Source organism: Kocuria sp. CPCC 205261, from assembly GCF_040981025.1.
In the GTDB taxonomy this organism is placed as follows: Bacteria; Actinomycetota; Actinomycetes; order Actinomycetales; family Micrococcaceae; genus Kocuria; species Kocuria marina.
In genome coordinates this window covers 77,054-92,720 of sequence record NZ_JAVKPU010000007.1, presented here as the reverse complement: position 1 = coordinate 92,720, position 15,667 = coordinate 77,054, and the positions used below count along the sequence as shown (strand labels likewise).

Here is a 15,667-nt window from a genome sequence, read left to right as displayed (position 1 = left end):
AGAACAATGCGCTAATTCCGCGCTATTCCGGGGGGCACACTTGCAGACACGTTGTCAGGAAATGTGCGGGGGGCTGGTATCTTTGACGAGAACTACCGCATCATCCATGACAGAGCCAGCCAGGGCTCCGCCATCGCCGTGCACTCGCGCGAGAACGCTGCCTTCTTCTTCGACCATTCTTCGGTGCGCACGACGACGAGCGACACAGGGAGGACATTCCGTGGCGAACTCAACCAGGGGCACCCTTTACCGCGGCCAGTACGGCATGTGGTCTTGGGTCGCCCACCGTATTACCGGCGTGGCCATCTTCTTCTTCTTGCTGGTCCACGTCCTCGACACCGCTCTCGTGCGTGTATCCCCCGAGGCGTATAACGCAGTGATGGCGACCTACAAGAACCCCGTGATGGGTCTCGGCGAGGCCGGCCTCGTGGCCGCGATCGTCTACCACGCCTTCAACGGCCTGCGCATCATCCTGATCGACTTCTGGAAGGGTGGGACCAAGAACCAGAAGGGTCTGCTCTGGGGCGTCATCGCCCTCTGGGTCATCGTGATGATCCCGTTCCTCATCCGTCACCTCTCAGTCGTTTTCGGGGGTTAATTCCGTGAGCACTCCTCTTAAGACCAAGATCAGCGTCCCCCGCAGCCGGGACCTTCAGGTGGACGGCGTGAAGTACAACCGCGCCGGTTCGTCCCGCAGCAGCTTCGAGATGATCGCGTGGCTGTTCATGCGCATGTCGGGCATGGTGCTGCTCGTGCTCGTGTTCGGTCACCTCTACGTCAACCTCATGGTGGGGGACGGCGTGCACGCGATCGACTTCGGATTCGTGGGCGGCAAGTGGGCCAACCCGTTCTGGCAGGTCTGGGACCTGGTCATGCTGTGGCTGGCCATGCTCCACGGCACCAACGGTATCCGCACCATCATCGACGACTACGCCGATCGCAACACCACCCGCTTCTGGCTCAAGGTGCTGCTCTTCGTGGCCTCGGGCTTCGTGATCCTGCTGGGCACCATGGTGATCTTCACCTTCGAGCCGTGCCCCGCCGGTGCGGACCCCGCGCTGCTGGCGTCCTTCTGCCCCGGAGCGTGATCGCGGCCACGGCAGAGCCCCCGGCTCCGCCGTCGTGCGTCGTCCCGGCCCGAGCGGCCGGGACCCGATACTTCTCCCACTCACCCACATAGAAAGAACATCTGGTATGCAGGTTCACAAGTACGATGTGGTAATCGTCGGCGCCGGCGGCGCCGGCATGCGTGCCGCCATTGAATCCGGCCAGCGCGCCCGCACTGCCGTACTGACCAAGCTCTACCCCACGCGCTCCCACACCGGTGCGGCCCAGGGCGGCATGTGCGCCGCCCTCGCCAACGTCGAGGAGGACAACTGGGAGTGGCACACGTTCGACACCGTCAAGGGTGGCGACTACCTGGTGGACCAGGACGCCGCGGAGGTCATGGCCAAGGAAGCCATCGACGCGGTGCTGGACCTGGAGCACATGGGACTGCCCTTCAACCGCACCCCCGAGGGCAAGATCGACCAGCGTCGCTTCGGTGGGCACACCCGCGACCACGGTAAGAACCCCGTCCGCCGCGCGTGCTATGCCGCGGACCGTACCGGTCACATGATCCTGCAGACCCTCTACCAGACGTGCATCAAGCACAACGTGGAGTTCTACAACGAGTACTACGTCCTGGACCTGATCATGGTGGACACCCCGGAGGGCCGCCGCCCCGCCGGTGTGGTCTCCTACGATCTCGCGACCGGCGAGCTGCACGTGTTCCAGTGCAAGTCCGTGATCTTCGCCTCCGGTGGCGCGGGCAAGGTCTTCAAGACCACGTCCAATGCCCACACCCTCACGGGCGACGGCATGGCGATCGCGTTCCGCAACGGCCTGCCCCTCGAGGACATGGAGTTCGTGCAGTTCCACCCCACGGGCCTGGCGGGCCTGGGCATCCTGGTCTCGGAGGCCGCCCGTGGTGAGGGTGGCATCCTGCGTAACTCCGAGGGTGAGCGTTTCATGGAGCGCTACGCCCCCACCATCAAAGACCTGGCCCCCCGTGACATCGTGGCCCGTTCCATGGCCAACGAGGTCCGTGAGGGCCGCGGTTGCGGCCCCAACAAGGACTACGTCCTGCTGGACCTGACCCACCTGGAGCCGGCGCACATCGACGCCAAGCTCCCGGACATCACCGAGTTCGCCCGCACCTACCTGGGTGTGGAGCCCTACACTGAGCCGGTGCCCGTGTTCCCCACCGCGCACTACTGCATGGGTGGCATCCCCACCGACATCAAGGGCGAGGTCTTCCAGGACTCCGAGAACACGGTTCCCGGTCTCTACGCCGCTGGTGAGGTCGCGTGCGTGTCCGTGCACGGCTCCAACCGTCTGGGCACCAACTCGCTGCTCGATATCAACGTGTTCGGCAAGCGCTCCGGAATCTACGCCGCGGAATACGCGCGGGACGCCGAGTTCCTGCCGATCCCCGACAACGCCACCGAGCGCACCGAGGCGCTGCTCAACAACGCGCGCAGCCCGCACGGTGACGAGAAGGTCGCGGCCATCCGCAAGGACCTGCAGGACACCATGGACGCCAACATGCAGGTGTTCCGCACGGCCGAGACCATCCAGACAGCCCTGGACGACATCGCCGCTCTGGAGGAGCGCTACTCCCACATCTCCATCCAGGACCAGGGCAAGCGGTTCAACCTGGACCTGCTGGAGGCCGTGGAGCTGGGTTTCCTGCTGCAGCTGGCCAAGGTGATGTCCGTGGCCGCCCTTCACCGCGAGGAGTCCCGCGGTGGTCACTTCCGCGAGGACTTCCCGAACCGAGACGATGAGAACTTCATGGTCCACTCCATGGTGTACGAGGACCCGTCGTCCCCCACCGCGGGAATCCGGCAGGAGACCAAGCCGGTGATCATGACCCGCTACGAGCCGATGGAGCGTAAGTACTGATGTCCACTGCAGCCACCGAGAACCAGACCCAGGACGCCCAGAAGCCCGGCGACAAGGGCGAGGAGTCGATCCCCACGTACGACGTGGTGCTCAAGGTCCGCCGCTATGATCCCGAGTTCAGCTCCGAGGCGCACTGGGACGAATGGAACCTGACCATGTACGGCACCGACCGCGTGCTGGACGCCCTGCACAAGGTCAAGTGGGAGCTGGACGGTTCCCTGTCCTTCCGCCGCTCGTGCGCGCACGGCGTATGCGGTTCGGACGCCATGCGCATCAACGGCCGCAACCGGCTCGCGTGCAAGACCCTTCTCAAAGACCTGGACCTGTCCAAGCCCATCCTCGTGGAGCCCATCAAGGGCCTCCCGTGCGAGAAGGACCTGATCGTGGACATGGAACCGTTCTTCCAGTCCTACCGCGAGATCATGCCGTTCCTGGTGAACGAGGACCACACCCCTACCGGAGAACGCTTCCAGTCCCAGGAGGACCGCGCGCGCTTCGACGACACCACCAAGTGCATCCTCTGCGCCGCGTGCACGTCCTCGTGCCCGGTGTTCTGGACGGACGGGCAGTACTTCGGCCCGGCCGCGATCGTCAACGCGCACCGGTTCATCTTCGACTCGCGTGACCAGGCCGGTGACATGCGCCTGGAGATCCTCAACGATAAGGAAGGCGTGTGGCGCTGCCGCACCACCTTCAACTGCACCGAGGCGTGCCCCCGCGGCATCCAGGTGACCAAGGCCATCGCCGAGGTCAAGAAGGCGGTCTTCGCCTCCGCCTTGTGACCCCTCGTCGCACGACCGCGGCCCCGGGATCCCTCGTGGATCCCGGGGCCGCGGTCTTTCCCGGGCTTTCAGCTCTCCGACGACGACGCCGCGGGGCCACTACCTACCGCGGGGCTGCTGCCCGCCGCCGGCCTGTCGAAGCGGACGGGAGTTGCGTGTCCGAGGCCCCGAGCGGCATCGGGCAGGGAGGTCGCCGCCACGACCGTGACGGCCCGGTCCTCGCGCTCCGGCTGGGCGCGGGCCCCTCGGATGTCCGCCTGCACGAGCGCGCCCACGGCGGCCGCGAGCAACAGAACCTGCCCGTAGAGGTTGAACCACAGCAGTACACCCACGAGCACCGCGAACGAGAGCAGATAGGGGTTGTCCGCGCTGCGGGCGATGATTTCGCTGCCGCCGTAGCGCAGCACCTGCGAGCCCAGGGCACCCGTGACGATGGTGGCCAGCAGGGCCTTGCGATGCAGTTTGAGCTGGGCGACCCCGCTCACCAGGGCCAGGCTCATCAGGATGTCCACGAGCAGACCCACGCCGAGCGTGACCGCGGACTTGGCCCCGCCGTCCAACCACGGCTGCAGGCGCGTGAGACCGAGCTGACCGAGCCACCCCAGCACCCCGTCCACGGCGCCGGACGCGAAGACGCTCACGGTCGCGGAGGCGAGCAGCAGGATCCCGATCACCACGAGCCACGCGAGATCGCGCGGTACGGCCGCCACGGGCACCCCGGGGGCGGGCGGCAGTTCGAACATCCGCCGCGTGGCCAGCCGGATACCGGCCACCCAGCGCCACGCGGTGAACAACAACACCGCGAGCGCCACGGTGGAGGCCACGGTGAAGGGCCCCGTGTTCTCGAGCAGGCTCAGCGGGATGACTCCCCCGTTACCGTCCCCCACGTCCAGGAGTCCGGGGATGTTCTGCACCAGACCCGCCACGAGCGTCTGCTGCAGCGGCGAGTCGGTTCCCAGGAACGTGGCGAGTGCTGCGAAGCAGATCACCAGCAGGGACGAGGACGCGAAGAGCAATTGGTACGCGAGCCCGGCGGACATGAGCGGCCCGCCGTGGAACATGTAGTGCGCCACCACGCGCACGGGGAACACCGACATGAACCGCGCGAAGAACCACGCACCCAGGGCGCCGGCCCGCCTGCCCAGGGGTGCCCCCTCGGCGGCGAGCTGTCGGCGTACTTCGCGCAGGCGCCGGTGTTCCGCGTGCAGTCCAGTGCGGTCCGTGAGGGCGGGGACCACCGGGGGCGGGTCAGTGTGCGTCACGGTCGTCCGTGCCGGCCCCGCCGAAGGGGATGCGGTCCCGCACGTGCCACGCACCGTGTTCGTCCCCCTCGTAGAGGTCGATGTGGTCCACCAGGAAGGACGCGTGGTACGTGCGCAGCACGTGCTGGGCGCGGTCCAGCCCCTCCTCCGTGGTGCCGTGGGCCAGCGTCACGTGGGGGTGGAAGTCGAAGGGGGACGCGGACTCCAGGTGGTGCTCGCTCAGATCGCAGTGCAACTGCACGCATTGGTCGTGACCGCCCTCGATGCGCAGGTAGACCACCGGGGTCACGGGTCGGAACGTCCCCGTGCCGCGGATCTCCACGTGGAACGGTTGCCAGCGGTCGGCAACCTCCCGGATGTGGGACACGAGGTCCGCCCAGTCCTCCCCGCGCTCGGCGATCATGAGTGTGATGTGCGCGGGGACCGAGCCCGCTTGCGCGTCCCCGAAGGACGAACGCCAGTCCTGCAACTCCTGGCCCATGGGTTCGGGCAGCCGGATGACCACACCCGCGTACACCCGGCCCGGGCGCACGGTGGGGGAAGGATGTCCCTCGCTCACACGATCCTCCTCAGGTCGGCCCCGTCCAGACTATCCCACGGCGTCTGGCGCCACACGGCGTGCCGCACGGGGCCCCGCCCGGCGACTCACGCGCCGAGGAGGAAGCCCATCCGCTCGTAGACGTCCGTGACCGTGCGGGCCGCGATCTCCCGGGCCTTGTGCGCGCCCCGGGCCAGCAGCCGGTCCAGCTCGGCGGGATCGTCGAGCAGTTCCTGGGCGCGCTTCTGGATGGGGTCCAGGGTCTGGGTGACCACCTCGGCCAGGTCCACCTTGAGGTGGCCGTACATCTTGCCCTCGTACTCGGCCACGAGGGTGTCCACCGGGGTGCCCGTGAGGGACGAGTAGATGGTCAGCAGGTTGGAGATCCCCGGCTTGGCCTGGCGGTCGAAGCGCACTTCGGTGCCGTCGTCCGTCACGGCGGACTTGATCTTCTTGGCGTTGGATTTCGCGGGATCCAGCAGGCGGATGAGCCCGGCATCCGACGGCGCGGACTTGGACATCTTGGCCGTGGGGTTCGCGAGGTCGTAGACCTTCGCGGAGTTCTCGAGAATCTTGGCGTCCGGGACCACGAACGTCTCACCGAACCGGGAGTTGAACCGCTGCGCGAGGTTGCGGGTCAGCTCGAGGTGCTGGCGCTGATCCTCCCCCACCGGGACCTGGTTCGCCTGGTACACCAGGATATCCGCGGCCATCAGCACGGGGTAGGTGAACAACCCCACCGTGGTGTTCTCCGCCCCCTGCTTGAGGGACTTGTCCTTGAACTGGGTCATCCGCGCGGCCTCCCCGTAACCGGTGATGCAGTTGAGCACCCATGACAACTGCGTGTGCTCCGGCACCTGGGACTGGATGAGCAGCGTGGAGCGCTCGGGGTCGATGCCCGCGGCGATGTACTGCGCGGCCGTGACCCGGGTGCGCTCGGACATCGTGGCCGGGTTCTGGCCCGCGGTGATCGAGTGCAGGTCCGCCACGAAGAACACGCACTCGTTGTCGTCCTGCATGTCCACCCAGTTGCGCAGCGCTCCCACGTAGTTGCCCAGGTGCAGGGAGTCCGCGGAGGGCTGCACGCCCGACACCACGCGGGGTGTGGGGTTCGGGGCGGTGTTCTGTTCGGTCACGGTCGACATCTTCTTTCGGTTCTCGGTCATGGGAGGCGGGGAGGTGCGGTGCGGGCAGCGGCGTCGTCGTCCGACGGCGCGCGGGACCTCACGAGAGGCGGTAGTCCACCACGAGCGGGGCGTGGTCGGAGAAGCGCGTGTCGTACGCGGCGGCCCGGTCCACGACGGCACTCCGGGCGGCCGCGGCGAGCCCGGGGGTGGCCATGTGGTAGTCGATGCGCCACCCGGCGTCCGTGTCGAACGCCTTGCCGCGGTAGGACCACCACGTGTAGGGCCCGGGGACGTCCCCGGCGAGGCTGCGGGCCACGTCCACGTAGCCCACGTCCCCGAAGAACTTGTCGAAGTACGCCCGTTCCTGCGGCAGGAAGCCCGCGTTCTTGACGTTGCCCTTCCAGTTCTTGATGTCCCGCTCGGTGTGGCCCACGTTGAGGTCACCCACCACGAGGGCATGATCGCCGCGCTCGGCCAGTTGCGGCATGCGGGTGAGCATCGCGTCCAGGAAGCGGTATTTGTCGTCCTGGCGGGGTGTGTCCACCTCGCCGGAGTGGACGTACGCGGAGACCAGGGTCAGTGTGGTGCCGTCCGGCAGGCGGACGTCGTTCTCGATCCAGCGCCCGGAGTCGTCGAAGTACTCGTCCCCGATGCCCACGCGGGACTCGGTGGGGAGCAGGGCGCCGTCGAACGCGTCGCGGCGCGTAGCGATCGCGACGCCCGCGCGGCCCTTGGCGGCGGCCTCGGTGTGCCGCACGTCCCACACGTCCTCGTCGAGCAGCTCGCGCGTGATCTTGTCCGGCGCGCGCACCTCCTGCAGGCACAACAGGTCGACGCCGCGCGGGGCGAGCCAGTCCGCCATCCCGCGCCGGTACGCCGCTCGGATGCCGTTCACGTTCACCGTGGCAATGCGCACCGTCTGCTGGGAATCCGCCATGTGCCTGTGTCTCCTCGCTCGTTACGGGGTGGTTCTCAGTCCACCACCGTACCGCTCACGGGCTTCGAGGAGTCCTTGAGGCTGCGCAGCCCGTTGGCCGCGGTCATGTCGATGGTCTCCAGGGCCCGCTGGATCTGCTCAGGATCGGGCTCGGCGCCGGAGAGCTGTTCCTTCACGACCTTGGACTGCACCAGGATCACCTGCATGCCGTGGGCGAGCTTCTCGTCCCGCAGGGACTGACCCGCACCGGCGGACGCCGAGGCGGCGGGAGCGCGGCCGTGCTGGGCCTGGAACTGCTCCTGTGCCTGGCGCACCTGCTCACGGCCGTACGCCGCGGCCTTGCGCACCATGCTCAGCGCCCACACCGCGAGCATGAGCCAGCCCAGGGCGATCCCCGCGAGGATCCAGCCGAGCAGGGAGTTGGAGTTGGCGGCCTGGATCAGGGCCACCGCGAAGATCACGGCCAGGACGGCCAGCCCGATCACCGTCCCCCACAGGGCGGTGCGTCCGGTGCGGGGAGCGTCCGGGGAGTCGGTGGCGCGGGTGTGTGCTGATCCGATCGACTGCATGAACCCATTGTCTCAAACCGCGCGGGGCGCACCGAATCGGGCGGGTCCCCGGGGACCCGACCCACCGGCGTCGCCCGAGCCCCTCGGCACAACCGGGCCCCGAGGGGGTATCAAGAGAGGGTGAGCACATCTTCCGGGACTCTCCGCGCTCCCCCGGGGACGACTCCCCCGCCCTGGACCCCGCCGAACGACGCCGCATCCTGTGGGTCCTGCTCGTTCCCCTGTTCATGTCCCTCATCAGCGTCTCGATCGTGAACGTGGCCCTGAGTTCCATCCAGCAGGAGCTGGGGGCGAGTTCCTCGGCACTCCAGTGGGTGCTCACCGGGTACGCGCTCGCGTTCGGGGTGCTGCTCGTGGCCAGCGGCCGCGCGGGGGACGTGTTCGGCCGCCGGAAGCTGTTCATCGCGGGGATCGCGGTCTTCGCGGGGGCCTCGCTGTTGTGCGGTCTCGCGCCCAACACCACGGTGCTCAACATCGGCCGGGTGATCCAGGGCCTCGGATCCGGGATGCTCAACCCCCAGGCGGTGGGCATGATCCAGGAGTACTTCCAGGGTCGGGAGCGCGCCAAGGCGTTCGGGCTGTTCGGTTGGGCACCGCGATCGGCACCGCCCTGATCACGGCGGTGACCTTCGGTGTGCTCGCCCGCGCCGACTGGGATGCCGCGTTCACGGCGAGCTTCGCGGTGATCACTGTGATCGTGCTGATCGCCATGGGGATCGGGATCGCGGACATGCGCCGACGCACCCCCGAGGAGCCATCCCGGGGCTGAGCCCCGCGCACCTCGTTCCCGGCACGTGTTCGGACCGAGGACTCCCGGGTTTTACGGCCGCCCGCGTGCCGCACAGACCCCGGGGACGACGACGCCGCGCGGCCGGCTCGAACGAACGAGACGGCCGCGCGGCGTCGTGACCGGAAGGCTACGGGATCAGGCCGACTCGACGGCCCGTTCGCAGGACTCCACCACGTTGACGAGCAACATGGCCCGGGTCATGGGACCCACGCCCCCGGGGTTGGGCGACAGCCACGAGGCGCGCTCGGCGGCGGCCGGGTCGATGTCCCCCGTGAGCTTCTTCTTGCCCGTCTCCGTGTCCTCGACCCGGGAGACACCCACGTCGAGCAGGACGGCACCCTGCTTGATCTGGTCCGCCCCGATCATGTGCGGGCGCCCCGCCGCGGCCACCACGACGTCCGCTTGCGCGAGCAGCTCGGGCAGGTTGCGGGTGCCCGTGTGGGCCAGGGTCACGGTCGCGTTGATCTCCCGGCGGGTCAGCAACAGACCGATGGGCCGACCCACGGTCACACCGCGGCCGATCACCAGCACGTGGCGCCCCGCGAGGTCCACCCCGTGACGCATGAGCAGCTCCACGATCCCGTGCGGCGTGCACGGCAGCGGGGACGTGATGGGCTCGTTGACGTTGAGCACCAGCCGCCCCAGGTTCGTGGGGTGCAACCCGTCGGCGTCCTTGGCGGGATCGATGCGCTCGAGCACGGCGTTGGTGTCCATGTGCGGCGGCAGGGGCAACTGCACGATGTACCCCGTGCACCGGGGATCGTCGTTGAGCTCGTCGATGACGCGCTCGAGCTCCTCCTGGGACGCGTCCGCGGGCAGTTCCTTACGGATCGAGGCGATCCCCACCTGCTCGCAGTCGCGGTGCTTGCCCGCCACGTACGAGTGCGAGGCGGGATCGTCGCCCACGATCACGGTCCCGAGACCGGGCACCACGTCCCGCTCGCGCAGTGCGGCCACGCGCTCGGTCAGTTCTTCCTTGATCCGGGCCGCGGTCGCCTTGCCGTCGAGGACCTGGGCCGTCATCTCACCACTCCTCGAGGCCGGGGTACAGCGGGAACTGCTCGGTCAGGGCGTCCACGCGCGAGCGCAGGGCGGAGACGTCCGCACCGGGCTTGAGGGCCTCGGCGATCACGTCCGCGACCTCCTCGAACTCGCCCGCGCCGAAACCGCGGGTCGCGAGCGCCGGGGTCCCGATACGCAGCCCGGACGTGGTCATGGGCGGGCGGGGGTCCCACGGCACCGCGTTGCGGTTGACCGTGATCCCCGCCTGGTGCAGCAGGTCCTCGGCCTGCTTGCCGTCCAGCTCGGAGTGGCGCAGGTCCACGAGGACCAGGTGCACGTCCGTGCCGCCGGTCAGCACGGACACACCGTGCTCCGCGAGATCCGGGGAGTTCAACCGCTCGGAGAGGATCTGCGCGCCCTCGATCGTGCGCTGCTGGCGCTCGCGGAACTCCTCGGTGGCCGCGATCTTGAACGCCACGGCCTTGGCCGCGATCGCGTGCATGAGGGGCCCGCCCTGCTGGCCGGGGAACACTGCGGAATCGACCTTCTTCTTGAGGTCCGCTTCCGCGAGGATCACACCGGAGCGCGGGCCCGCGAGGGTCTTGTGCACCGTGGAGGTGGTCACGTGCGCGTGGGGCACCGGGTTGGGGTGCAGCCCCGCGGCCACGAGACCCGCGAAGTGGGCCATGTCCACCCACAGCTTGGCATCCACCTCGTCCGCGATCGAGCGGAACGCCTCGAAGTCCAGCTGGCGCGAGTAGGCGGACCAGCCGGCCACGATCACGTTCGGCCGGGCCTGCAGTGCCTGCTCGCGCACCTTGTCCATGTCAATGCGGTAGGTGTCCGGGTCCACCTCGTACGCGGCGATGTTGTAGAGCTTGCCCGAGACATTGATCTTCATGCCGTGGGTCAAGTGCCCACCGTGGGCCAGGGACAACCCCATGAGGGTGTCACCGGGCTGCATGAGCGCGGCCATCACGGCGGTGTTCGCCTGGGCGCCCGAGTGCGGCTGCACGTTCGCGTGATCCGCCCCGAACAGTTCGCACGCGCGGTCACGAGCGAGGTTCTCCACGACGTCCACGTACTCGCAACCGCCGTAGTAGCGACGGCCGGGGTAGCCCTCCGCGTACTTGTTCGTGAGCACCGAGCCCTGCGCCTCGAGCACGGCACGCGGCGCGAAGTTCTCCGACGCGATCATCTCGAGCGTGGAGCGCTGGCGCCCCAGTTCGTCCTCGATGGCCCGTGCGACGTCCGGGTCCACCTCCGACAGCGGTTGATTGGTCACAGGGTGTCCCAGGGATTCCGTCATGCTCCACCTTCTTTGTGCGCGGGAGGGTCCGCTCCAGCATATCCGCGCGTCGCGGTGTTGCGCCTCAGCACGGCGGGGGCACGAGCGCGGCGATGCTCGTAGAGTTTCTGGATCGTCCGGGCCCTCGGCGGGCGGGTCCCGCCCGGGGAGCGAATGCGGGTAGCATGTGTACCCGTACCGCGTGCGTACCCCCTGCGCGCGGCAGCCGTCACAGCGCAGCCGGGCTGCCGCTCTCGCTCAGCGAGCGCGAGCATTCGCATCGTCCCGCCCCACGTCCTGATCCTTCGTGTTAGGAGATCTCGCGCCGTGAACGTTCTTCCCACCGCCCCGTTCACCGCTTCCATGCCGCGCATCACCGACGGCCAGTCGCCGCCGGAACCCGTGGACGTGGTGCGCACCCCGTACGCCGCCGTGATCTTCGACATGGACGGTGTGGTGACCGACACCGCCGGGGTGCACGCCCGCGCGTGGCAGAAGCTCTTCGACCGGTTGCTGACCGATCCCCGCCTCGAGCCCGTAGCTCCGGCCACCGAGGTGGACCGGCGCCCGTTCGACATGGGCGGTGACTACCGCACGTACGTGGACGGACGACGTCGCGAGGACGGCGTCCGCGCGTTGCTCGCCGCCCGCGGGACCATGCTCCCCGAGGCCCAGAGCCACGAGGACCCGCAGCCGGGTGACTGGACCGTGCAGGGCCAGGCCGCCGCGAAGGACGGCTTCTTCCACGAGGAGCTGCGCGAGCACGGTGTGCGCGTGTTCACGGGCACCGTGGCCCTGATCGAGCGGCTGCGCGAGGGCGGTGTGCCCGTGGGGCTGGTGACCGCGAGCCGCAACAGCGCCGTGGTCCTCGAGGCCGCCGGGTTGCAGCACTTGTTCGACCGCATCGTGGACGGCAATTGGGCCGCCTCGCACGACCTGCCGGGCAAGCCCGCCCCGGACACCTTCCTCGAGTGCGCACGCCTGCTGGGCGTGGCCCCCGGCGAGAGCGTCGTCGTGGAGGACGCCGTGGCCGGCGTCCAGGCCGGTGCCGCCGGCGACTTCGGCCTGGTCGTGGGGATCAACCGGGACGGTGCCCGGGAACGGCTCTACCGCGCGGGCGCCCACGTGGTGCTCAACGACGTCGCCGAGCTGGACCTGGGCGCGCGCCGGGACGACCCGTGGGCGCTCGTGTTCGACGGTTTCGACCCCGCCACCGAGCCCCGCCGCGAGGCCCTGCTGACCCTGGCCAACGGCTACATGGGCGTGCGCGGCGCGGCCTGTGAGTTCGCCGCGAACACCGTCCACTACCCCGGAACCTACCTGGCTGGCGTGTTCAACCGGGTGCTCAGCCACATCAACGGCCGGGACGTGGAACATGAGTCCATGGTCAACGTGCCCAACTGGCTGCACCTGGACCTGCGTTTCGCGGAGGGCCAGTGGTGGTCCGAGGGCGGAATGAAGCCCTCCGAGGAACGCGTGGAACTGGACCTGCGCCGCGGTCTGCTGACCCGCACGCTCGTGCTCACGGAAGCGGACGAGGACCCCGGCGCGGACCAACCCCCGCGCAGCCTGGAGATCACCCAGCGCCGCCTGGTGTCCCTGCGCTACCGCCACCTGGGCGCCCAGGAGACCCGGATCGTCTCGCGTGGATTCAGCGGGCGGTTGCACGTGCGCACCGGTGTGGACCCCGCCGTGACCAACAGCGGCGTGGCCGAGTACCGGGAACTCAACGCCCACCACCTCGCGCTACTCGAGTCCACGACCCTGCCGGACGAGCACGAGACCCTGCTGTCCCTCGTGCGCACCTCCCAGTCCAAAATCGAGATCGCGATGGCCCAGCGCACGCGCATCGAGTCCGAAACCCCCGTGCGCGAGCGCCGCGAGGTGCGCCCCGGCGGGATCGAGTTCCGCCGCTACACGGTGCAGATCGACCCGCACAACCCCGTGCTCGTGGACAGCACGACCGCGGTGGTCACGAGCCGCGACGCCGCGATCGGTTCCCCCCGCGAGGGAGCACTCGCCGAGCTGAACCGCACGCCGTTCGGGGTGCGTAAGCTGCTGGCCTCTCACGAGATCGAGTGGGCCCGGTTGTGGGACCGCTACGAGGTCACCCTGGAGGCCGCGGAGGACACCCCCGAGCACGTGGCCACCCAGCTCGCGGTGCGCACCCACCTGTTCCACGCGGCCCAGACCCTGGCCCCCCACCTGTCCCTGCGGGACGCCGGCATCCCCGCCCGCGGTCTGCACGGTGAGGGCTACCGCGGCCACATCTTCTGGGACGAGCTGTTCATCCTGCCCGTGATCAACATGCGTCAGCCGCACGTGACCCGGTCCCTGCTCTCCTACCGGTGGCGGCGCCTGGCTATGGCCCAACAGCACGCCCGGGACTTCGGTCTCTACGGCGCGGCCTTCCCGTGGCAGTCCGGTTCCGACGGGCGCGAGGAGACCCCGCCCGAGCTGTACAACCACCACTCCCGGCGCTGGCTACCGGACAACTCGTGGCGCCAGTTCCACGTGGGCCTGGCGATCGCGTACAACGCGTGGGTGTACTACGAGTCCACCGGGGACATCGACTGGCTCTCCAGCCACGGGACCGAGCTGATCGTGGGAATCACCCGACTGTTCGCGTCCCTCGCGGAGTACGACTCGCACGACGGCAAGTACCACATCTCCGGTGTCATGGGCCCCGACGAGTACCACGACGGCCCCGCGGGCCAGCACGGTGGCGGGCTCAAGGACAACGCCTACACCAACGTGCTCACGTCCTGGCTGTTCCGTCACTCGGCCCACATCTTCCACGACATGGTCGAGCACCAGCGCGAGGACCTGGAGTCCCGCTTCGAGATCTCCCCGCAGGAGGTCCAGAAGTGGCTCAAGATGGCCGAGAACATGTACGTCCCGTTCAACGCGGACGGCACGATCGCGCAGTTCGAGGGCTACGACGAACTCGCCGAACTGGACTGGGACTTCTACCGCACCAAGTACCGCAACATCGGCCGCCTGGACCTGTTGCTCGAGAACGAGGGCGACCTGACCAACAACTACAAGCTCTCCAAGCAGGCGGACACGATCATGCTCGTGTACCTGCTGGGTCCCGAGGGTTTGATCGAGGAACTCGCGCGCATGGGCTACACCACGGACCTGGACGCCATCCAGCGCACCGTGGACCACTACATCACACGCTCCTCCAACGGTTCGTCCCTGTCCCGCGTGGTCAATGCCGCGGTGCTCGCGTGGCTCGACCCGGACCGCTCGTGGGGTTCGTTCCAAGACGCGCTCATGATCGACATGGACGACACCCAGGGCGGCACAACGGGTGAGGGCATCCACCTGGGTGCCATGGCCGGTTCGGTGGACGTGATCACCCGCGCGTACGCCGGGCTGCGCGTGCGGGGCCAGTGGCTCGAGTTCCAGCCCGCCCTGCCCCGCGAGTTGGACGCCGTGGACTTCACGGTCCTGTACTGCGGTCAGGTCATCGAGGTCTCGCTGGACCACGACATCCTGGAGCTCGAGGCGAGCTCGGTCAAGGCGGATCCGGTCACGGTGCACGTCAACGGCGCCGAGTACGTGCTCAAGGGCGGGCAGAAGATCTCGGTGTCACTGCGCCACCGCGAGTCCCGGCGTCCCGAGAAGGCCATGGCTGCCTTGCGGCGCCGGTTCATCTCCGACGCCGGCGAAGGCTGAGCCCCGCCCCGAACCGTGGCCGTACGACAACGCCGCGCGGCTCGGGCGCGCCTGCGTACCGCGCGCACACCGGGCCGAGCCCCGGCCACGCGGCGGGCGCGTGGCGGCTACCGGCGGCGTCGTGACGAGCGCGAGCGCGCACTATGCTATGGCTCATGACACAGTTCTCCGAGCCCGCGGGCGCCGACGCCGCCCGCGAACCCCTGATCCTGCCCTACGGCCAGCACCGGCCCTCCGTGGCCCGCTCCGCTTTCGTGGCACCCAACGCCACGATCGTGGGTGACGTGGTGGTGGGTGCCGGGGCGGGCATCTTCTACGGCGCCGTGGTGCGCGGTGACCGCTCCCCCCTGCGGATCGGGACGAACTCCAACCTGCAAGACAACGTCACGGTGCACTCGGACCCGGACCACCCCACGACCATCGGCGAGCGCGTGAGCGTGGGCCACAACGCGGTCATCCACGGGTGCGTCCTGGAGGACGACGTCCTCGTGGGGATGAACGCCACCGTGCTCAACGGCGCCGTGGTGGGCCGCGGGAGCCTGATCGCCGCCGGGACCGTGGTACTCGAGGGCGAACGCATCCCGCCCGGTTCCCTCGTGGCCGGGGTCCCGGGCAAGGTCCGGCGGGAGCTGTCCGTGGACGAGCAGCATGCCGTGAGTCGCAACGCCCAAAACTACATCGAGCTCTCCCGGGAACACCGCGCCATGTTCTCCTGAGCCCGCCTGGACAACCGCAACACACG

The 15,667-nt window shown here is 68.8% G+C and carries 15 protein-coding genes; 8 read left to right on the top strand and 7 right to left on the bottom strand.

Annotation, left to right across the window (positions count from 1 at the left end; translation table 11 throughout):
• Positions 1-220: 220 nt before the first annotated feature.
• From sdhC to RF646_RS08480, 4 genes are all read left to right on the top strand, one after another.
• Positions 221-598 (top strand): succinate dehydrogenase, cytochrome b556 subunit, encoded by a 378-nt coding sequence (gene sdhC, locus RF646_RS08495; RefSeq protein WP_082943437.1) that lies wholly within the window; start codon positions 221-223, stop codon positions 596-598.
• A 4-nt stretch (positions 599-602) separates the two neighbouring features.
• Complete coding sequence (locus RF646_RS08490) at positions 603-1,088, top strand: succinate dehydrogenase hydrophobic membrane anchor subunit (protein WP_368835718.1); 486 nt, start codon at positions 603-605, stop codon at positions 1,086-1,088.
• Positions 1,089-1,194: 106 nt separating this feature from the next.
• Positions 1,195-2,946 carry a succinate dehydrogenase flavoprotein subunit gene (sdhA, locus tag RF646_RS08485; protein WP_064847180.1) on the top strand — a complete coding sequence of 584 codons (1,752 nt, stop codon included), beginning with the start codon at positions 1,195-1,197 and terminating at the stop codon, positions 2,944-2,946.
• Positions 2,946-3,728, top strand: a complete 783-nt coding sequence (locus tag RF646_RS08480) for a succinate dehydrogenase iron-sulfur subunit (protein WP_064847181.1) — start codon at positions 2,946-2,948, stop codon at positions 3,726-3,728. Before sdhA ends, RF646_RS08480 begins: the two co-directional genes overlap by 1 nt.
• 68 nt (positions 3,729-3,796) lie before the next feature.
• Here RF646_RS08480 and RF646_RS08475 read toward each other — a convergent pair whose 3' ends face one another.
• The 5 genes from RF646_RS08475 to RF646_RS08455 form a co-directional block, all read right to left on the bottom strand.
• Positions 3,797-4,990, bottom strand: a complete 1,194-nt coding sequence (locus RF646_RS08475; RefSeq protein WP_144931211.1) for a YihY/virulence factor BrkB family protein — start codon at positions 4,988-4,990, stop codon at positions 3,797-3,799.
• Positions 4,977-5,549, bottom strand: a complete 573-nt coding sequence (locus RF646_RS08470; RefSeq protein WP_240918937.1) for a 2'-5' RNA ligase family protein — start codon at positions 5,547-5,549, stop codon at positions 4,977-4,979. Before RF646_RS08470 ends, RF646_RS08475 begins: the two co-directional genes overlap by 14 nt.
• A gap of 86 nt (positions 5,550-5,635) precedes the next feature.
• Complete coding sequence (gene trpS, locus RF646_RS08465; protein ID WP_144931209.1) at positions 5,636-6,694, bottom strand: tryptophan--tRNA ligase; 1,059 nt, start codon at positions 6,692-6,694, stop codon at positions 5,636-5,638.
• 58 nt (positions 6,695-6,752) lie between these two features.
• On the bottom strand, positions 6,753-7,592 hold the full coding sequence (locus tag RF646_RS08460; protein ID WP_064847184.1) for an exodeoxyribonuclease III: 840 nt from the start codon (positions 7,590-7,592) through the stop codon (positions 6,753-6,755).
• Between the two features lie 35 nt (positions 7,593-7,627).
• Entirely contained in the window at positions 7,628-8,161 is a 534-nt protein-coding gene (locus RF646_RS08455) for a hypothetical protein (RefSeq protein ID WP_064847185.1), read from the bottom strand.
• A gap of 227 nt (positions 8,162-8,388) precedes the next feature.
• Here RF646_RS08455 and RF646_RS08450 point away from each other — a divergent pair, with 227 nt between their 5' ends.
• Positions 8,389-8,775: an MFS transporter gene (locus RF646_RS08450; RefSeq protein WP_368835717.1), complete on the top strand. Its 387-nt coding sequence runs from the start codon at positions 8,389-8,391 to the stop codon at positions 8,773-8,775.
• A complete protein-coding gene (locus RF646_RS08445; RefSeq protein ID WP_206069147.1) occupies positions 8,748-8,930 on the top strand; it encodes a hypothetical protein in 183 nt (60 codons plus the stop codon). Before RF646_RS08450 ends, RF646_RS08445 begins: the two co-directional genes overlap by 28 nt.
• 156 nt (positions 8,931-9,086) lie before the next feature.
• On the opposite strand, the gene RF646_RS08440 is transcribed toward RF646_RS08445, so the two are convergent.
• Entirely contained in the window at positions 9,087-9,974 is an 888-nt protein-coding gene (locus tag RF646_RS08440; RefSeq protein WP_368835716.1) for a bifunctional methylenetetrahydrofolate dehydrogenase/methenyltetrahydrofolate cyclohydrolase, read from the bottom strand.
• A gap of 1 nt (position 9,975) precedes the next feature.
• A complete protein-coding gene (glyA, locus tag RF646_RS08435) occupies positions 9,976-11,262 on the bottom strand; it encodes a serine hydroxymethyltransferase (protein ID WP_064847189.1) in 1,287 nt (428 codons plus the stop codon).
• A 306-nt stretch (positions 11,263-11,568) separates the two neighbouring features.
• Here glyA and RF646_RS08430 point away from each other — a divergent pair, with 306 nt between their 5' ends.
• Together RF646_RS08430 and RF646_RS08425 are read left to right on the top strand one after the other, a co-directional pair.
• On the top strand, positions 11,569-14,925 hold the full coding sequence (locus RF646_RS08430) for a beta-phosphoglucomutase family hydrolase (RefSeq protein WP_144998687.1): 3,357 nt from the start codon (positions 11,569-11,571) through the stop codon (positions 14,923-14,925).
• A 155-nt stretch (positions 14,926-15,080) separates the two neighbouring features.
• Entirely contained in the window at positions 15,081-15,641 is a 561-nt protein-coding gene (locus tag RF646_RS08425; RefSeq protein WP_052160784.1) for a gamma carbonic anhydrase family protein, read from the top strand.
• The last annotated feature ends 26 nt before the right edge of the window (positions 15,642-15,667 follow it).